The organism is Veillonella sp. ZSJB6, from assembly GCF_051549505.1.
Lineage (GTDB): Bacteria > Bacillota > Negativicutes > Veillonellales > Veillonellaceae > Veillonella.
This window is the reverse complement of record NZ_JBPUGE010000002.1, coordinates 275,913-293,625: the sequence shown is the minus strand read 5'-3', so window position 1 is coordinate 293,625 and position 17,713 is coordinate 275,913. Positions and strand designations below refer to the sequence as shown.

General features: G+C 40.5%; 17 protein-coding genes. 7 read left to right on the top strand and 10 right to left on the bottom strand.

What is annotated here, in order from left to right:
* Nucleotides 1–10: 10 nt before the first annotated feature.
* On the top strand, nt 11–676 hold the full coding sequence (locus ACSV5T_RS04050) for a hypothetical protein (RefSeq protein WP_438320333.1): 666 nt from the start codon (nt 11–13) through the stop codon (nt 674–676).
* Nucleotides 677–742: 66 nt separating this feature from the next.
* On the top strand, nt 743–2,068 hold the full coding sequence (locus ACSV5T_RS04045) for a hypothetical protein (RefSeq protein ID WP_438320332.1): 1,326 nt from the start codon (nt 743–745) through the stop codon (nt 2,066–2,068).
* Between the two features lie 156 nt (nt 2,069–2,224).
* On the opposite strand, the gene ACSV5T_RS04040 is transcribed toward ACSV5T_RS04045, so the two are convergent.
* Nucleotides 2,225–3,592: an NCS2 family permease gene (locus ACSV5T_RS04040; protein WP_438320331.1), complete on the bottom strand. Its 1,368-nt coding sequence runs from the start codon at nt 3,590–3,592 to the stop codon at nt 2,225–2,227.
* 144 nt (nt 3,593–3,736) lie between these two features.
* Between ACSV5T_RS04040 and ACSV5T_RS04035 the strand changes: the two genes are divergently transcribed.
* The 3 genes from ACSV5T_RS04035 to aroD all read left to right on the top strand — a co-directional run bounded on the left by ACSV5T_RS04035 (nt 3,737) and on the right by aroD (nt 6,577).
* Nucleotides 3,737–4,156: an RrF2 family transcriptional regulator gene (locus ACSV5T_RS04035; protein WP_005385239.1), complete on the top strand. Its 420-nt coding sequence runs from the start codon at nt 3,737–3,739 to the stop codon at nt 4,154–4,156.
* Between the two features lie 92 nt (nt 4,157–4,248).
* Nucleotides 4,249–5,481 carry an MFS transporter gene (locus tag ACSV5T_RS04030; protein ID WP_438320330.1) on the top strand — a complete coding sequence of 411 codons (1,233 nt, stop codon included), beginning with the start codon at nt 4,249–4,251 and terminating at the stop codon, nt 5,479–5,481.
* 301 nt (nt 5,482–5,782) lie between these two features.
* Nucleotides 5,783–6,577 (top strand): type I 3-dehydroquinate dehydratase, encoded by a 795-nt coding sequence (gene aroD / locus ACSV5T_RS04025; protein WP_438320329.1) that lies wholly within the window; start codon nt 5,783–5,785, stop codon nt 6,575–6,577.
* A 24-nt stretch (nt 6,578–6,601) separates the two neighbouring features.
* Here aroD and ACSV5T_RS04020 read toward each other — a convergent pair whose 3' ends face one another.
* The 8 genes from ACSV5T_RS04020 to aroF form a co-directional block, all read right to left on the bottom strand.
* Nucleotides 6,602–6,892: a type II toxin-antitoxin system RelE/ParE family toxin gene (locus ACSV5T_RS04020; protein WP_105089808.1), complete on the bottom strand. Its 291-nt coding sequence runs from the start codon at nt 6,890–6,892 to the stop codon at nt 6,602–6,604.
* A complete protein-coding gene (locus ACSV5T_RS04015) occupies nt 6,889–7,506 on the bottom strand; it encodes a type II toxin-antitoxin system RelB/DinJ family antitoxin (protein WP_438320328.1) in 618 nt (205 codons plus the stop codon). The genes ACSV5T_RS04020 and ACSV5T_RS04015 overlap by 4 nt, the downstream gene beginning before the upstream one ends.
* Nucleotides 7,507–7,803: 297 nt before the next feature.
* Complete coding sequence (locus ACSV5T_RS04010) at nt 7,804–9,039, bottom strand: shikimate kinase (protein WP_119207090.1); 1,236 nt, start codon at nt 9,037–9,039, stop codon at nt 7,804–7,806.
* Nucleotides 9,040–9,162: 123 nt separating this feature from the next.
* Entirely contained in the window at nt 9,163–10,302 is a 1,140-nt protein-coding gene (locus ACSV5T_RS04005; RefSeq protein WP_005385244.1) for a bifunctional chorismate mutase/prephenate dehydratase, read from the bottom strand.
* The gene (aroC, locus tag ACSV5T_RS04000) at nt 10,289–11,383 is read right to left on the bottom strand and encodes a chorismate synthase (RefSeq protein ID WP_295825102.1); all 1,095 of its coding nucleotides are present in this window, start codon (nt 11,381–11,383) and stop codon (nt 10,289–10,291) included. Before aroC ends, ACSV5T_RS04005 begins: the two co-directional genes overlap by 14 nt.
* Nucleotides 11,384–11,455: 72 nt before the next feature.
* Nucleotides 11,456–12,724, bottom strand: coding sequence for a 3-phosphoshikimate 1-carboxyvinyltransferase (aroA, locus tag ACSV5T_RS03995; RefSeq protein ID WP_438320327.1), 1,269 nt, complete (start codon nt 12,722–12,724; stop codon nt 11,456–11,458).
* A gap of 106 nt (nt 12,725–12,830) precedes the next feature.
* Nucleotides 12,831–13,883: a 3-dehydroquinate synthase gene (aroB, locus tag ACSV5T_RS03990; RefSeq protein ID WP_438320382.1), complete on the bottom strand. Its 1,053-nt coding sequence runs from the start codon at nt 13,881–13,883 to the stop codon at nt 12,831–12,833.
* Between the two features lie 74 nt (nt 13,884–13,957).
* Nucleotides 13,958–14,971: a 3-deoxy-7-phosphoheptulonate synthase gene (gene aroF, locus ACSV5T_RS03985; protein ID WP_438320326.1), complete on the bottom strand. Its 1,014-nt coding sequence runs from the start codon at nt 14,969–14,971 to the stop codon at nt 13,958–13,960.
* 478 nt (nt 14,972–15,449) lie between these two features.
* Here aroF and ACSV5T_RS03980 point away from each other — a divergent pair, with 478 nt between their 5' ends.
* Nucleotides 15,450–15,866: a GNAT family N-acetyltransferase gene (locus tag ACSV5T_RS03980; RefSeq protein ID WP_119207087.1), complete on the top strand. Its 417-nt coding sequence runs from the start codon at nt 15,450–15,452 to the stop codon at nt 15,864–15,866.
* A gap of 108 nt (nt 15,867–15,974) precedes the next feature.
* A complete protein-coding gene (locus tag ACSV5T_RS03975; protein WP_119207086.1) occupies nt 15,975–16,433 on the top strand; it encodes a DIP1984 family protein in 459 nt (152 codons plus the stop codon).
* Between the two features lie 232 nt (nt 16,434–16,665).
* Here ACSV5T_RS03975 and ACSV5T_RS03970 read toward each other — a convergent pair whose 3' ends face one another.
* A complete protein-coding gene (locus ACSV5T_RS03970) occupies nt 16,666–17,694 on the bottom strand; it encodes a ribonucleotide-diphosphate reductase subunit beta (protein WP_119207085.1) in 1,029 nt (342 codons plus the stop codon).
* Between the last annotated feature and the right edge of the window lie 19 nt (nt 17,695–17,713).

Here is a 17,713-nt window from a genome sequence, read left to right as displayed (position 1 = left end):
AGGAAAGAAGATGAATAAAACTATATATAAGTCCATCTTAGCTACTATAGCTGTTGGGTTACTATCTGTAGGAAGTGTAACAGCAGATACTGTAGACACTGCTATATCTACAGATAATTCTGTATCCACTAAAACGCTTAAGTTAGGACATAATTTTAAAAATGTCGAGCCTAGAATGGATGGTTTACAGTGGCACTTTCATGATTGGCCTATAGAGAATACACAAAAGGCTCATACATTTAAGGGAAACCTAAAAGAGGCAGCGAAGAAGCTTCCATATGAGGTTAAGGCCCCTAGTTATATCCCTTATGGCTATGAAATTTATACAGTACGTCAAGACAAAAATGATGTATTAGAGGTTGTATATTTTATAAAAAATTCCCAAACATATCGAGTTGGGAAGAGAAACTCTGGTAGTATTTTCGTTTATAGAATGGGCTATTCCGTGAACGATGTAAAAGATGTACCGTATGTTCCCGGTGAGTATAAGGATTTTGAATGGTCTGAACAAGGTGAATCTGGCGAAGTCTTTTACACCGGTGATCCAGCAGCACAACTAATACGTAGCATTACGTGGACAAAGGATGGCATGGCGTACTCCTTATTGTTCTTAGAACCTGTGAAGTCAGTTGATGCTGAATTCTATAAGGAGCATGTGGAGCCTGTGAAAATATAGATGCTCACGTAGTAAATTATTTGGAACAAAGCGGTAACGTATGTAACCGCTTAAAGAGGAGAGAATATGAAGAAAATAATAACATCTGCTGTTTTATGTGCCGCTATGGCTACGGCAGTAAGCACCTTTGGCGTACAGCCAGTTAATGCTACATACCCGTTAATAGATAAAAATGGGAACACTGTTCCTGTTGAACGAGATGTAGATAATAAAAAGCTTATCGATGATAATGAAAAACTCGCTGATCGCTATCGCTGGTATGATCAAGTTGGTGATAATGATTTAGTCGAACCTAATATAGAGAGTGTTGCGCAGGAATTTGGCTATCCTATACAAGTTCCGTCTTATATGCCTAAAGACTATGCAGTACGCGATGTAACGGCCAAGGACCATGATGTATTAGAAATCGTTTATACAGAAACAGGCCATGATGGTGAATATGGTCCGAAATTAACCTTCTCTAATACAGATATTGTATATCGCATGGGTTGGGCTATCGATACAGTAGTAAAGCCTATATTAGAAAAGACAAATTACAATGCTAAGGATGCAGTTACATTTACTACGCCTAATGGAATCTCTGTACATATCTTAGGCCCTAGCAAAGATGCTATTCAAATCGCCTACTGGGAAAAAGATAATAAAGTGCATATGCTCTACTTTGCTTCTTTAAGAAACCAAAACTATGTCAACAAAATTGTAGACTCTGTAGGCCCGCTCACTAACGTAGCCGCTGATGATACTCGATTACGTGGTGTCCGCAATGATGAGCAACATGTTGAAGAAAACGATGCAAAAAAGGTTAAACAAAATGACGAGCCTGAATGGCCTCCTTATGAATCGATTGGGCTGCCATTACGTACACATACAAATTTTGTGTGGCCTATACTTACCAGCAAAACTATTGGTCTACCTAGCGGTGTAATCGATGCATCTCATAAGATGTCCTATGACGTATCTGTACCAAGTTACTTGCCTCTTGGCTATACATACTATGCTACGCATTATTATGATAATGATGTATTAGAAACAGTATATTGGAAGCAAGGTCAAGAGTATCAAGAGCGCAGTGGCCGTTGGGTAAATCATACTATGGTCTTCCGCATGAGCTACTCTATGGATACTGTATGGCCTGAAGAATATATTCCAATGGAGTATTATGACGTACAATGGAGTGACTCTACTCCAATAGGGGAGGTTCAGTATACAGGTGATGTAGATAAGGGCTTAGTACGCAGTGTTACGTGGTACAAGGATAATATGGCGTATTTCTTGTTCTTCCAAGTACCTGTGAAAGCATCCGAAGCAGACTTTTATAGAGATCATGTAGTTCCGTTAAAGGATATCGATCCAAGTCGTACCGATTTAATCGGTGTAAAAACAATTCGTTAGTACTGAATTGTAATAAGATTTTAGAGCATGATTTACCGATGATATACGGTATTAGTGTTTAGTATAAAACTGTACATAAAAAAGTACATAATAAAAAGAACCTATCTCTTAGATATTTTACTAATATCTTTAGAGATAGGTTCTTTTAGGTATTAATTAGAAGAATACGTAGCGGATGATAACGAGTACCGCCAATACGTACATAATCCAGTTAACTTCTTTTGCACGGCCTGCAATGATTTTGAGTAGAGGATATGCAATAAGACCTGCAGAGATACCGTTAGCGATGCTGTATGTGAATGGCATCAAAACGATAACGAGGAATGCAGGGAAGCCTTCTGTCCAATCATCGAAGTCGATATTGCGGATAGCGCCTAACATAAGGGCACCAACGATGATAAGAACAGGAGATGTGGCTGCATTTGGCACCAAGGATACGATTGGAGCTAAGAACAAGCAGATTAAGAACAATACGCCTGTTGTAACAGCTGTTAAGCCTGTACGGCCACCAGCACCTACACCTGCGGCGCTTTCAACGAAAGCTGTAATCGTAGAAGTACCGAGCAACGCACCAGCACTAACGCCGATAGCATCGACAGTCATCGCTTTGCCAAGACCTGGGAATTTACCAGATTTAGGATCTGCAATTTTTGCCTCTGTAGCAGTACCGATTAAAGTACCCATGGAGTCGAACAATTCTACGAAGGTGAAGGAGAAGATAATCGTGATTAAGCCCATGTGGAGCGCACCAGGAATATCTAATTGAAGGAATGCTGCTTTAGAGAAATCAGGCACTGCCAATACAGTGAAGTTCTCAGGCATTGTGGAAAGGCCAGTAGCATAGGATACAATTGTTGTTACTACCACACCAATCAAGAGGGAACCTTGAATTTTACGAGCCATCAATAGAGCTGTAAAGATGAGAGAGAATAGAGCCAACAATGTTTCACCACTGTGCAAATTACCGAGCGTCAAGAGCGCTTCGGATGCTGGAGGTACTAAATTACCATGTGTTTGCACAACTTGGCCTAAGGAGTTTGGAGACAAACTAATAGAAATTGCCATCAAGCCGGATAATTTCAAGCCGATGATAGCGATGAAGAGGCCAATACCAACAGTAATGGCAACCTTCATAGAGGCTGGGATGCCTTCAACGATCATTTGACGTATCGACGTAAGTGTTAATACGAGGAATACAAGACCGGAGATAAATACAGCACCCAATGCTGTTTGCCAAGTTACGCCCATACCGAGAACTACGGTAAAGGAGTAAAAGGCTAAGAGGCCAACCCCTGGAGCGAGGGCGATAGGATAGTTTACGAATAAACCCATAGCAATCGTTACAAGGCCACCACCTAAGGCTGTAGCGATGAGGACTGCGTCTTTATCCATCCCTGCAAGACTAAGAATGTTAGGCGCTAAGAATAGGATGTACGCCATCGTGATAAACGTAGTAATACCTGCTAAAATTTCAGTTTTAACAGTGGTACCACGCTCACTGAGTTGAAATAGTTTATCTAACATTAGATAACATCCTCCTATATGAAATTAAAAAATACCCAAATAAAAATATTTCGATATATGTATAGTGTATCATATTTCCCACCATTTTTTGTATGAATTTGTGATATACTATAAATATATTATGAATGATTTAGAGGTTAACTTATGAAAATATCTACTAAAGGGCGTTATGCTCTACGGATATTGGCTGATATTGCAGAGCACGGGGTAGAAAAAAATGTACCAATTCGTGAAATTGCTGAACGCCAAGGATTTTCCGATAAATACTTAGAGGGGATTGTATCTCGCTTATCCTCCGCTGGCCTCGTTAAAAGTGGCCGTGGTAAATACGGTGGATATCGCTTGGTGAAATCGCCTGCTGAATACAATGTATATGAAATTTTATATGCTGCAGAGGACTCCATTGCTCTCGTATCTTGTTTAGAAGATGATGTTGAGCCATGTCCTATGTTTAATGATTGCTTGACTGCTCCATTGTGGCAGTATTTGCAAGATGAATTCCGTCACGTTATGGAACGCGTATCCTTACAGGATGTAATGGATCACAAATTTCCAACGGAATAAATAAAAGAGTCGCGTTTTATATGCGGCTCTTATTTATATAGAATGTGAAAGTATAGAAATATTTTTACATTACATATGAAAGGAGGCAAAGGATGAGCACAACTGCATATGATGCTCGTGGTGGCATGCGCAATGTATGGATTATTACAGCTGCCATGACGGTACTGGCTATATGTTACACCATGATCATTCCATTTTTGCCTATCTATCTTTTAGAATTAGGGGTACCAAAGGCTGATGTAGCACTTTGGTCAGGCCTCGTTTTCGGCATTACCTTCCTCATTGCGGGCATTATGGCTCCTATATGGGGTAAGATTGCGGATAACAAAGGTAAAAAACGGATGGCCCTGCGCGCCGGCTTTGCTATCGCATTCTGTTATGTATTAATTGGTTTAGTTACCGACCAATATCAACTACTCATGGGGCGGGCCCTCGTTGGTTTTGCCAATGGGTTCTATCCAGCGGCGATGACCATGGTATCCCTCAGTGTTGATGAGAAACAGGTTGGTAGGGCTTTAGGCATCTTCCAAACGGGGCTTATCTTGGGTAATGTCATCGGTCCATTTTTAGGTGGCGCCGTTGAAAGTGTGGTAGGCATGCGCCCTGTGTTTTATGTATCTGGTATCGCTGTATTTATTGCGACTTTGGCCGTATTGTTCTTTGTGAAAGAACCAAAATTACATGCTAAAGGTGCTGATGGAAAGGAACAGCCGGCTGAACCTACTAAATCTACATCCTTACGTGAAGACTTTAAAGCTGTTCAACAACAGCCAGTATTAGTACGATTACTTTGGATTTTCTTCTTCATGCAATGTGCTATCATGATGTTGCAACCTATCTTGGCTCTTTATGTAGGAGATATGCAAGGTACCATGGAAGGGGCGGCTATGATCTCTGGTACAATCCTTAGTATCGGCGGCTTAGCAGGATCTTTAACGACTAACCTATGGGTTCGTCTTGGCGAACGTCGTGGCTACTTTAAGACCATATCCTACTGTATGATTGGTAGTGGTATTGTTCTATTGCTTCAAAGCTTACCCGTAGGCATTTGGTGGTTTGGCGTATTACAAGTCTTAATTGGGTCATGTATTGTAGGTATTAATCCATCCTTAAGTGCAGCGGTAACACTTAATACAGATCCAAGCTTTAGAGGTCGCATGTTTGGTATGACAACAACAGCCCAACAATTTGGGTCTATGGTTGGCCCTGTATTTGCCAGTATTGTATCCACTTATATAGGTATATCCTATGTATTTAGTATTACAGGCCTGTTATTGTTATATATGGCATTCCAATCTAGAAAACTATCTGCCAAGCACGAATAATACCATAAAAGAAAGCTCCACACGATTATGTGTGGAGTTTTTATTTAGACAGATTAGATATACTCATCAGGATTGAATAATATGACCAATTTTAATAAGACCGAGAGAATAGGATATAACAAAAAATTATGTTAATCGTTAATCTAAGAATATGGTTTTAGTGCATAATAACCGGCTTTCATACGGTTTTTGTGAATAGCAATCCAATATAGTCAGATTGATTGCTTTTACCAAAATATTGGTATATAGTTAGTTTAAGGTAAGTCATTTGTCTCACCCTGTGGGACGGAAAGGAGTTATTATGGTCCGTATCGGTCATACTGTACTCGGCGAAAAGGGTACAAAGATATGTGTGCCTATTGTGGGCACAACAATGAAAGAAATTTTAGATGCCACTGCGGTTGCATGTAATACACCGTGTCATGTAGTGGAGCTACGCATTGACTATTACGATCGGGCCCACTCCATTGACGCTATTATTGAACTGTTAATGCTCATCAAGCCTCAATTAAAAGGTCGTGCCTTGTTATTTACATGGCGCACAAAGGGCGAAGGTGGGGAGAAATCTATTTCTACACAAGACTACTTCACAATGTTAGAGCGTATTATTCCTACAGGTTTAGTAGATGCTATCGACATTGAACTCTTCTTTGATCAAGATAGAATGCTCAAAACCATTGAGTTTGCTAAGGTACATGGTATTACGATTATCATGAGTAACCATGATTTCCATGGTACACCAAGTCATGAGGTCATTGTAAATCGTCTCATTCAAATGAAAGAATTTTTGGCGGACGTGCCAAAGATGGCCGTTATGCCACATACGACTGGAGATGTGTTGAACCTTCTCGAAGCAACGGCAGAAGTAAAAGCCTTATATCCATCAGATCCAATCATTACGATGGCCATGGGCCCACTAGGTGCTGTTACACGAGCTGCAGGCGCTCTATTCGGCAATGCTATGACCTTTGCCTCTGCAGGCAAAGCATCTGCACCAGGCCAAATCGATGTGCATGAACTAAAACGCATTCTTGATACTATCGACGTAGATGGCGTATTCGATGAACAACAACATAAACGCGTAAAAGTACATTGAAAAAGTCGGCGAGAGCCGACTTTTTTATATGTTCATACCTTGTGCTAGTATTTTATTAATTATTACAGTTTTATTTTTTATAGAGTATAAGATAATATAATGTTTTGTGACCATTTTTCGTAAATTTTTCTTATTATATTTTCCGTGATATAAAGGATACCTTTCAGGAAAAATATCAAGGGAGAATGCATTATCAATGATTTCTGACTGATGTTGAAGAATAAGGTTTAAATCTTCTGTTTTTTCCTTTAAAGATAATAGTATATTTCGTAGGTCTTTCTTAGCGATTTTAGATAGTACAATCTTATGTATCATAAGAGAAGACCCTCTTTCTTTAATTCAGAAATAACATCTTCTAAAGGCGTTAGATTACCTTGTTCTATATCTATATATGACAACTCCAGTAGTTGATCGATTTCTTCGTCAGTAAGAAAGTCTGCATTCATAGAGTCACAAGCGATAGGCTTGTTTACAGTCTTAGGAATTGCTTTTGAAAATTGTATTTGTTTGGAGATTAGTGTAATCAATAATGATATAGTTAATCCCATTTCTTTTAAGATAGCTGTTGTTAGTGTCTTAACTTTAGGGTTTATACGGATATTGAGTATGCCTGTTTTATCAATTTTATCAAAGGATATTTCTATTTCGTTTTCTGTTGATGTTCCATACGTATTTATAGTATCTGAGGCCTTTAATGTTCTTCGAGGTTGTTCGTAGGTGCCGTCATTCTTGAGTGTACTAGGCGTTGGTGTTTTTTCGGTAGGAGTTGTTGGTAAAGCAATGGCAAATGGGATACGACGTTCTTTTATAATTTGACGAAATAGTGCGTCTAGCATAGAGGTGTAGGATAGGCCCTGTGCCTTTAATATGCTAGATACTTCCTGTTTTAGATCTTCGTTGATGCGGACTTGTAGGTTTACGGTTTTCATAGTATCTCTCCTAGTATTTTTTTGGCTTGTGACTGTAATTCATTGGTCATATTATTGGTTTTATATTAAAAGGTATTTACGTTAATCAATTCTGTTTGTAATTACATTGTAATTGCAAATGTGGTTTTCTACAAATATATATAATACATAGGGGAAATAAAAAAGCAGTAGTTATCCATAGGATAGCTACTGCTTTTCAGTTTATATCATAGGTATTATGATATGCGTTTTAGTTTTATCTAAAAATACAGATATAGATTATTTGTGAAGTGTTTTACAAATAGGCTATACAAACGATTATAATAGGTTTGCTTCGAAGTCTTCTAGGATAGTCGCTACTGTTTCTGGAGCATTGCGGTTATGTTCTACGATACATTGAGCGAAGCTTTCATACATTGGTGTACGAATTTCTTCGAGCTCGCGTAAACGGTCTAGACCACCGCTAGAGAGTACGCGACCAGTAGTAGATAGGTTTTCTATCGGTTGTGTTAATTGGTAAATGCGACCGTTTTGGCGTAAGTGTGCGAAGTTTTTAGGCACTGTTACACAGCCGCCGCCAGTGGAAATAATAAGACCTGTTTGAGTACCGAATTTTGCAATCATTTCCGCTTCTTTTTCACGGAATGCTGGTTCCCCTTGTTCTGTAATGTATGTGGAAATGTCTCCAATTTCTTTTTCTAACTCATGATCCACATCAACGCAAGTACGGCCCATTTCTTCACCGAGCGCTTTACCGACTGTAGTTTTTCCTACGCCAGGCATGCCGATGAGGATGATGTTTTCCTTTTCACGGCGCATATCTCGTAAGACTTGCTCAATTTCCTTTGTGCCAAAGCTTTCACCTTGGAAATGGTTAGCTGCCTCAACGCCTTGTGCCACAAGGAATGGCAAGCCATCACAATGAGGAATTTCCATCATTTCTGCTTGTAACAGTAAAATCGTACGGCGTGGATTGTAGATGAGGTCTACAACGCCTTCCAATTTAGAAAACTGCGTAATATCGATGAGATTGGCTGGATTATGAGGGTACATGCCGATAGGGGTGCAGTTAATAATAATCTGCGCTGTTTCATAATAGTTTGGCGCATCACCATAGAATGGAGCCGTTTTGCGAGATAAATGGACGATATTTTTAGCGCCTAAATCTTCGAGGGCTACGTGAACAGTAGCAGAGGAAGCACCATCGCCAAGAATGATACATTCCTTGCCAGATACATCGATGCCAGCATGTTGTAGGGTAAACACAAAACCATCATAGTCTGTATTGTAGCCGTGCCATTTGCTATCCTTGCGAACCATAGTATTTACACAACCGATGCGTTCGGCACGAGGATCTACAACATCACAAGCTTCAAGGGCATTTACCTTGTAAGGAATTGTAATGTTAATGCCTTGTAATTCTGGATCGGCGAAGAATTCTTGTAATTGGCTAGGTTCTCTTTCAAATAATTCATAATTTGTATTCCCTAACGCACTATGAATGCGAGGGGAAAAGCTATGGCCCAACGTACGGCCAAGTAAACCAAATTTCATAGGACCTCCTAGGTCAATATACATAGAATGGCTAATAGGCTGGTACCTATTAGCCATTGGAATTTTATAACTATATTCATTGTACTATATACGGCCTTATCGGTACTAGTACGGATAAATATATTAGTTTTCTGGATAATTACCGAGCAAGCGGAATTTATCTTGGGATGTATGAAGCTCTGCCAGTACAGACAACACCTTTGGATCTGCTAAGGATGCTTCTAAATCGAGGTAGAACAAGAACTCGAAGTTGTGGCCTACGATAGGGCGAGACTCAAGTTTTGTAAGGTTCACGCCGATGTTAGCGAACTTGGTAAGCAATGTACCAAGACCACCTGGAGCGTGACTTGCTGTGGTTACTACAGAGATTTTGTTAGCCCCTGGATACACATGGAAGTCTTTGCTAATGCAGATAAAGCGTGTATAGTTGTTATCGCTATTTTGGATGTTGCGCATCAGTGGAGATAAATTATATAAGTCGGCACATTGAGGTGCTGCGATAGCGGCCACACCTGGATCGTCACTAGCCGCTACGAGCTGTGCAGCACGAGCTGTATTATCAAAAGAGCGCAATTCTACGCCTTCTAATTTCTCTAGGAAGTGGCTACATTGGCCCAATGCTTGTGGGTGAGAGATGATAGTATGAATATCCTCTAGTTTTGTACCTTTTTTTACGAGTAGGTCATGAGAAATCCATAGGCGTGTACCGCGCACGATATAGCACTTGCGATCTTCTAGAAGGTCATATACTTCTTTTACAGAACCATTGGAGCTGTTTTCGATAGGTAATACACCGAATTGACATTCACCAGACTCAACGGCATCGAATACGGCACGGAAGCCTGTTACGTAGTGAATTTGGCTAAGTGGTAATAATTTATCACATGCCACTTGTGCATTGCTGCCGAATACGCCAGCACAAGCTACGCTGCCTCGTTGAGGAGGTAAGGTAGGGGATTGCTCAATGGCTTTTTTCATTTTTACAGTGAACTCATTATCTTGGAATAACTGTTCAGATTGGTACGTACGGCTCAAGCTGAATAATGCTTCGAAGAAACGGCGTGCGTATAGATCGAGGTCAGGGCCTGCATCTCTCGTTACTTTGTCGAGAATATCTCGTTCCCGTTTAGCATCGTAAATGGCCTTATTCATTTCTTTCTTTGCCGCGGCAACATCTTTGGAGAGTTCCATGCGCTCTTTGAATAATTCGAGCATCTGATCGTTTATGTCGTTAATTTTAACGCGTACTTCATCTAAGTTCATGGTCAATATCTCCTAAGAAATCAAGAATAACGAGGGCTGTTACAGCTTCGATAACAGGTACTGCACGAAGCGCTACACATGGGTCATGACGACCTTGAATGGTGAGCAATGTGTCCTCTTTTTGTGAAAGTGATACAGAATGTTGTTCTTTATAAATGGATGGTGTTGGCTTGATGCCTACTTGCATAACGAGCGGCAAACCATTGGTAATACCGCCTTGGATACCACCGCTATTATTGGTAGATGTTGTAATCTTGTCACCGTCCATGGTGAAAGCATCATTCACTTCGGAACCAAGCTTAGCACACATATCGAAACCACCGCCGAAGGATATGCCCTTAATAGCAGGTACACCAAAGATAACGCGAGCTAGTCGGTTTTCAATGCCGTCAAAGTTTGGATTGCCAAGGCCAATTGGTAGCCCTGTAGCAACGACTTCAACGATACCACCGGTAGAGTCACCATCTTTTTTGAGCTTCATGACCAAGTTTTCTACTTCGCTACGTTTTTCTGGATCAACCATAGCAATCGGCTCTGTAGCAATGCTAGCTAATGCTTTCATATCTGGGTGAACCATGTTGATAGGAGCATCTTGGATTGTTCCCACTTGTTTTAAATGGCCGTGAATTTCGATGCATTTTTCGCGTAATAGTTGGATAGCAATGCCACCGGCTACGCATAGAGGTGCTGTAAGGCGTGCCGAGAAGTGGCCGCCGCCTCGCATATCTACCTTGTCACCGTAGCGCATACGAGCTGTAAAGTCTGCATGAGATGGGCGAGGAATGTCGCGTAAGTTGTTATAATCGCTAGAGTGTTGCGATGTGTTGCGGATCATAAATGCCAATGGAGAACCACTGAGCATGCCGTCCACCAAACCTGCTAAAAATTCAGGTGTATCAGCTTCCTTACGCTGTGTTGTTAATTGATTTTGCCCTGGCGCACGGCGCTTTAAAAAGGCTTTTAACTCATCGATATCGATGGTATGTCCACAAGGTAGACCTTCAACAATACCGCCGATAGCGTATCCATGAGAGGCGCCAAAGGTAGATACCTGTATGGTTTTACCGAAATTAGATGCCATTATATTAACTCCTACTATATAGTACGTACTATTTCTATTATCTGTTAGATTACACCAGATAGGATTAGAAATCTAAACTGGTTGTGCATTACCGCCCAGTAAGTTCCAGTCCTCAAAGAAGTCTGGATAGGATTTTGTGATAGCTTCGCTATCTTTTAAGGTAACAGGATTTTCACTGATGAGAGCCATTAATGTGCCAGCCATAACGAGGCGATGGTCATTTACGCAATCACCTTGGCCACCTTTAAGTATACCACTTCCGATGATATATAGGTCATCACCATCTTCACGAACTGTGCCGCCTAAGTCTCTTACAAGATTAGCAACGGCTACGAGACGATCCGATTCTTTTAAGCGTAGGCGAGCACCCTTAACAAAGGCGCTTTCACCAGAAATAGAGCAAGCGAGGGCCGCCATAACAGGTAACATATCAGGCATTTGCTCAAGATCTGCATGAATCGGTTTAGAAGCACGACCTGTGACCGTTACATTCATTCCATCCCAGACAACATCACAACCAGCATCAATCATAACTTGCATGATGCGGCGATCCGCTTGTACAGAGTTTTTGTTCATGCCTGTAATCGTAATTGGTTTGCCCGTCATACCGGCTGCCACCATCCAGATCGCTGCATTAGACCAGTCGCCTTCGATTTGATAATTATCACGACCGATGAAGGATGCACCAAATGGGACTGTGAAAGCCTCATTAATATCGGTATCTGGTAAGGTGTGTTCTACTTCTACACCAAAATCGCGCATAGTTTCAGTTGTTAATGTTACATAATCGCTAGATTGTAGTGGCGTAGTAGAGGTAATAGTAGACAAGCCGATTTGAGGAGCAGCCAACAATAAACCAGAGAAGAATTGGCTACTCACATCACCCACCATAGCGAAATTGCCGCCTTGGAGACGACCTGTCATAGTGAATGGCGGTTTATCTTGGGAAAATGTTACGCCGTGCGCCTTCATTTCCCCTAGCATAGGTTCTAGCGGACGATCTGGTAAACGACCTTTAGCATCTACATCTACATCATTACAGATGGATGCTGCTACAGGTAATAAAAGGCGTAACGTAGTGCCTGATTCGTGAGGTACTACATTGCCCTTTGCAGGAACTGGGCCAGGAGTAACGGTAACAACTTTATTTTCATATACTACGTGAGCCCCTAAGCCTCGTAAGGAGTCCATCGTTGCATCGATATCCTTAGAGGTACGACTCAGTAATATAGTAGATGGAGAGGTAGCAAGGGCTGCACAAATCAATGCGCGGTGTGCATGTGCCTTTGCTGGGATGGACGCAATCGTTCCTGTAGGAATGGCGTTCGTTACAGAATACATATAAATCTCCTTTAAATATTAGGTAAACCTTATATTACAAATAACAATTATGCAGGTTGTAAGTGCTAGAAACCTTAGATAACTTAATCGTAATAGATAAGTTATCTTAATCAAGATAGGTTGCTAACTCCTCGTGGGTGACAACCTTGAGTTCGCTATGACCATAATTAGTAGGGATAACGATTTTTATAGTAGCACCTTCGCTTTTTTTATCATGTTTAGCAGCTGCTAGGATTTCTTCTTTTGGTATGGTCGTAGTGGTTGGCAAATCGTGTGCTTCGATGAGGACCTTTAATTTGTCTAACGCCTCTGCATCTAATTCTCCATGTTTGACAGCACCTTGCGCCATGAGGACCATGCCAATGGCAACGGCGTAGCCATGGTGGACTTCAAAGTGGCTCGCTTTTTCAATACCATGACCAAAGGTATGACCGAGGTTTAAGAGGGCACGAACACCAGATTCACGTTCGTCTTGCTCCACGATATCCGCCTTTGCTTGAACACAACGAGCGATAACTGTACTAACGCTATCACGATGCTTTATTAATGGCTTATGCTCGAGTTGGGTTAATAACCCTGGTACATCGAGGAAACCATATTTAATAATTTCTCCGCATCCATTTTTCCACTCCATGTCTGGCAAAGTGTTAAGTGTTGTAGGATCACAGAGGACTAGGATAGGTTGTTTGAAAGCACCCCACAAGTTTTTACCCGCTTCGAGATTGACTGCTGTTTTACCGCCTACAGAGGAGTCTACTGCGGCTAATAGGGAGGTAGGAACCTGTACATAATCTATACCACGCAAGTATGTAGCTGCTGCAAAGCCAGCCATATCGCCTACAACACCACCGCCAAGGGCGATGAGAAGATCTTTACGCGTTAACGATTGGGCTGCCATGTACTCTATTAAATCGATGAGTTGATGAGCGTTTTTGGAGCTTTCACCTGCAGGGAACACATAATCACAAACAGTATAACCAGCACGTTCCATATTAGCTTTCACAGAGTCCAAATAGTGCGGTGCCACATTGCTGTCGCTGACGATGATAACACGGCAATTTGGTTTTAACGGTTTAATATAATCGGTGATGCGTTGTAAAGCGCCTTCCTCGATGACAACGTCATACGGTGTGGACGCGTTAATATGAATGCGAGTCATAACAGTTCCTTTCATAAAAGAATAAGCTAGTACCTATTATAACGGATACTAGCTTATTTGTGTGCTATTTAAGATTATTTAGTGCATTCTACCAATGCTTGGCGCAATGCGATAATTTCTTTCATAAGGCTAGTGAATTGGTCTGGACGTAATGCTTGTGGGCCGTCGCATAATGCTTTGGATGGATCATTGTGAACTTCGATCATAAGGCCGTCTGCACCGCCGCCTATGGATGCAAGGGAAAGTGGACGAACCATGCGGCTCATACCTGCAGCGTGGCTAGGGTCCATGATGATTGGCAAGTGAGATAATTCGTGCATCATAGGAATTGCTGTTACGTCTAATGTATTACGAGTTTTAGTTTCGAATGTGCGGATACCACGTTCGCATAATACAACTTGTTCATTGCCTTCGGATATGATGTATTCAGCAGCCATCAACCATTCTTCGTATGTAGCAGATAAACCGCGTTTTAAAAGAACTGGTTTGTTTAATTTGCCTACTTCTTTTAAAAGTGTGAAGTTTTGCATATTACGAGCGCCGATTTGAAGCATATCTACATTATCGAAGTATTGTAATTGAGAAATATCCATAACTTCGGAAACGATAGGAAGGCCAGTTTCTTTTTTAGCAAGCTCTAACAATTCCAAACCTTCTGGACCCATACCTTGGAAGGAGTATGGAGAAGTACGTGGTTTGAAAGCACCACCACGAAGAATTGTAGCACCTGCTGCTTTACAAGCTTTTGCTGTTTCTAATACTTGTTCAGGCGTTTCTACGGAGCAAGGGCCTGCCATTACTGCGAAGTGACCGCCACCGATCAATGCACCACCTACGTTGATTACAGAATCATCTGGATGGAATTTACGGTTTGCTTTTTTGTATGGTTCTTGGATGCGAGTTACTTTATCTACAAAATCAAGGGATTCAATTTGACGAGCATCAAGAGATGCAGTATCACCGATAAGACCTAAAATATTATAGCGTGCACCTTCTACTGGGTGGATAATGAAGCCTTTTTCCTCTAATTCACTGCGTAAACGAGATACCTCTGTTTCTGCTGCGTTTTGTTTCAATGTAATAATCATGATAATTCCTCCTTATAACTACAGTGAATAGTAGGGCTTACCATACGGGATAGCAAACAAAAAAGGGCTACCCGTAGTTTAATACGGGTAGCCCTTTTACTATTCTAAGCAACTAATAATGACTCAATCTTAATTAGCGTACCACAAATAGTTCCTTACCCGTACGTTGGATAAAGAACCAATAAAAGTATTGTTTTGTAGCTAGGCTAATTTGGTTAGTCATCTTTGGTTGCTCCTTTCTAAAAATTATGGGTATAGTATAAACCCAAATGATAAAATTATGCAACACCTAAAAATGAATTTCATATAAGTTTTAAAATATTTTTGCTGTAGGAATTAATGGAAACCTAGAAATTTTATGGAATTAAGCGTGTTTTTGATATAATAAAAATAAGAAGTTTTTCGATCGGCATAGAGTATTTTGGAATACAACTAAATCGATTCTTATAAATATACTTATAATTAGAAAGGGGCACCCATGATTGTTCAAGTTCTAGATCATATTACTGATGAAATAAAACAAATTCGTATCGATGTGTTTATGAAAGAACAAGGCTTTGAAGACGAGTTTGATGAAATCGATGATATAGCAAAGTTTGTACTCTTATCTATAGATGGCAAAGCTGCTGGTACGTGTCGTTATTTTCCAAGTGATGTAGCTGGAGATGCACATATTGGACGTATGGCGGTACGTAAGCTATACCGTGGACAACATTTAGGTACCAAGATTATGATGGCTGCAGAGAACGGCATTCGCCGTGACGGATTTAAAACCTGCTCCTTGTCGGCTCAAGTACAGGCAAAACCATTCTACGAATCCCTTGGGTATAAAGCTGAAGGAGAGGAATACCTTGATGAAGGATGCCCACATATCTTGATGCGGAAGGTTTTATAAGGCTTTATACTATAAAAACAAGTAGATACTTCTATAAAATCAATTCCTATATGATACGTAATAGTTAATAGGTAAGTTGATATATTGTTTGTTGTGAGGTGAAAAATTATGAAATTAGCAGAGGCATTACAAGAACGAGCTGATTTAAATAAGAAAATTAGTGATTTGCGAGGTCGTTTAAATCAAAATAGTTTAGTACAAGAAGGGGAAATACCTAATGAAGACCCTAAAGTATTGATGCAAGAATTAGAAGCGGCAATTGCAAGATTTCAACAACTCATTAAAGATATTAATCTCACTAACTGTACAACTATTGTTGAAGGCCGCTCTTTAACGCAAATTATAGCGGAAAAAGAAGGTGCTATTATGCGGCTTTCTGCATATCGTGCGTTAGCAGATAGTGCGAGTGCTATCAATTATAGGGCTCGTGGATCAGAAATTAAAATGATAGCAACTGTAAATGTTAGTGAATTACAAAAAACAGCAGATAAAATATCTAAGGAGATTCGCACATTAGATAACTTATTACAATCCACTAACTGGACTGTTGATTTAATAGAGTACTAATTACAAGTTGGTAATCAAGATAGGGTGGATACAAAGCCACGATTGCTTAATTCGTAAAAAGATGACATTACATGTACGGGGCGTTGATGATATGTATCGTGTAGGCCCTTATCGGGTATAAATGTATGGTTATTTTTTATAATGTATTACCATGTGTCAACTATTTTGATGAGGGTGGCGTTGGGGACTAAAAAAGGATGCTTTCACAGTTTTCTGTGAAAGCATCCTTTTTTTATTCTAAGTCATCGAAATCAAATGCTGCTGCTTTTGTATAGTTTGTAACTTTGGCTTCGAAGAAGTCAGTTTTTGTGCTATTCAAATTGGAGAAGCTTTCGATCCATTCCATAGGATTTTCCTTGATTTCAGGATATAAATGAGGTAAGCCGATTGCTTCTAAGCGGATGTTTGCAAGGTATTTGATATAGCGTTCGATAAGAACGTTGTTAAGGCCGAGGATTTTATCATCAGTGATATATTGACCCCAAGCGATTTCATTCTCCGCACCTTGGCGAATCATGTCAGTAATTTTCGCTTCTAGTTCAGGTGTGAACAAGTCAGGGCGTTCACGGCGTAACTCGCGGATGATGTTTTGGAACAATACAAGATGAGTTACTTCGTCGCGGTTGATGTATTTGAAGATTGTGGATGTAGCTGTCATTTTACCTTGGCGTGCCAATGTGTAGAAGAAGCTAAAGCCAGAGTAGAAATAAATACCTTCTAGGATATAGTTCGCAATGATTGTATGAATAAGGTTTGCTTCGCTAGAATCGTCGCTGAAACGTTGGTATGCATCGGCGATGAAACGGTTACGTTCAAGCAATGTTTTATCTGTACGCCATTCGTCATAAATTTTGTCACGTGTAATAGGGTTTGTTACAGTGTCCAAAATGTAAGAATAACTTTGAGCGTGAATTTCTTCTTGGAATGCTTGGATATTCAATAAGGATGCCACTTCAGATGCTGTAATATAGCGGCTCAAGTTAGGCAAGTTTTCAGATTGAATGGAATCAAGGAAGTTCAAGAACGCAATGATTTTGTCAAATGCACGGCGTTCGTAATCTGTTAAGTATGGGAATTGCTTAACGTCTTCGTTCAAGGAAATTTCTTCAGGAATCCAGAAGTTGTTGAGCATTGTACGGTACATTTGGTTAGCCCAGTCGTACTTGATACGGTTCCATTCGCGAAGGTTTGTAGTATTGCCACCAATCATAGATTGCGTGCCACGTTCACCATGTTCGTTAAAGATCAGTTTTTTATCCATAGTAGGACTCCTTTATACA

Coding starts and splice junctions, on each gene's coding strand:
- ACSV5T_RS03980 (WP_119207087.1), top strand. CDS start 15,450: ATGATTGTTCAAGTTCTAGATCATATTACTGATGAAATAAAACAAATT.
- ACSV5T_RS04035 (WP_005385239.1), top strand. CDS start 3,737: ATGAAAATATCTACTAAAGGGCGTTATGCTCTACGGATATTGGCTGAT.
- ACSV5T_RS04045 (WP_438320332.1), top strand. CDS start 743: ATGAAGAAAATAATAACATCTGCTGTTTTATGTGCCGCTATGGCTACG.
- aroD (WP_438320329.1), top strand. CDS start 5,783: ATGGTCCGTATCGGTCATACTGTACTCGGCGAAAAGGGTACAAAGATA.
- ACSV5T_RS03975 (WP_119207086.1), top strand. CDS start 15,975: ATGAAATTAGCAGAGGCATTACAAGAACGAGCTGATTTAAATAAGAAA.
- ACSV5T_RS04030 (WP_438320330.1), top strand. CDS start 4,249: ATGAGCACAACTGCATATGATGCTCGTGGTGGCATGCGCAATGTATGG.
- ACSV5T_RS04050 (WP_438320333.1), top strand. CDS start 11: ATGAATAAAACTATATATAAGTCCATCTTAGCTACTATAGCTGTTGGG.
- aroA (WP_438320327.1), bottom strand. CDS start 12,724: ATGTATTCTGTAACGAACGCCATTCCTACAGGAACGATTGCGTCCATC.
- aroF (WP_438320326.1), bottom strand. CDS start 14,971: ATGATTATTACATTGAAACAAAACGCAGCAGAAACAGAGGTATCTCGT.
- ACSV5T_RS03970 (WP_119207085.1), bottom strand. CDS start 17,694: ATGGATAAAAAACTGATCTTTAACGAACATGGTGAACGTGGCACGCAA.
- ACSV5T_RS04015 (WP_438320328.1), bottom strand. CDS start 7,506: ATGAAAACCGTAAACCTACAAGTCCGCATCAACGAAGATCTAAAACAG.
- aroB (WP_438320382.1), bottom strand. CDS start 13,883: ATGACTCGCATTCATATTAACGCGTCCACACCGTATGACGTTGTCATC.
- ACSV5T_RS04020 (WP_105089808.1), bottom strand. CDS start 6,892: ATGATACATAAGATTGTACTATCTAAAATCGCTAAGAAAGACCTACGA.
- aroC (WP_295825102.1), bottom strand. CDS start 11,383: ATGGCATCTAATTTCGGTAAAACCATACAGGTATCTACCTTTGGCGCC.
- ACSV5T_RS04040 (WP_438320331.1), bottom strand. CDS start 3,592: ATGTTAGATAAACTATTTCAACTCAGTGAGCGTGGTACCACTGTTAAA.
- ACSV5T_RS04005 (WP_005385244.1), bottom strand. CDS start 10,302: ATGAACTTAGATGAAGTACGCGTTAAAATTAACGACATAAACGATCAG.
- ACSV5T_RS04010 (WP_119207090.1), bottom strand. CDS start 9,039: ATGAAATTTGGTTTACTTGGCCGTACGTTGGGCCATAGCTTTTCCCCT.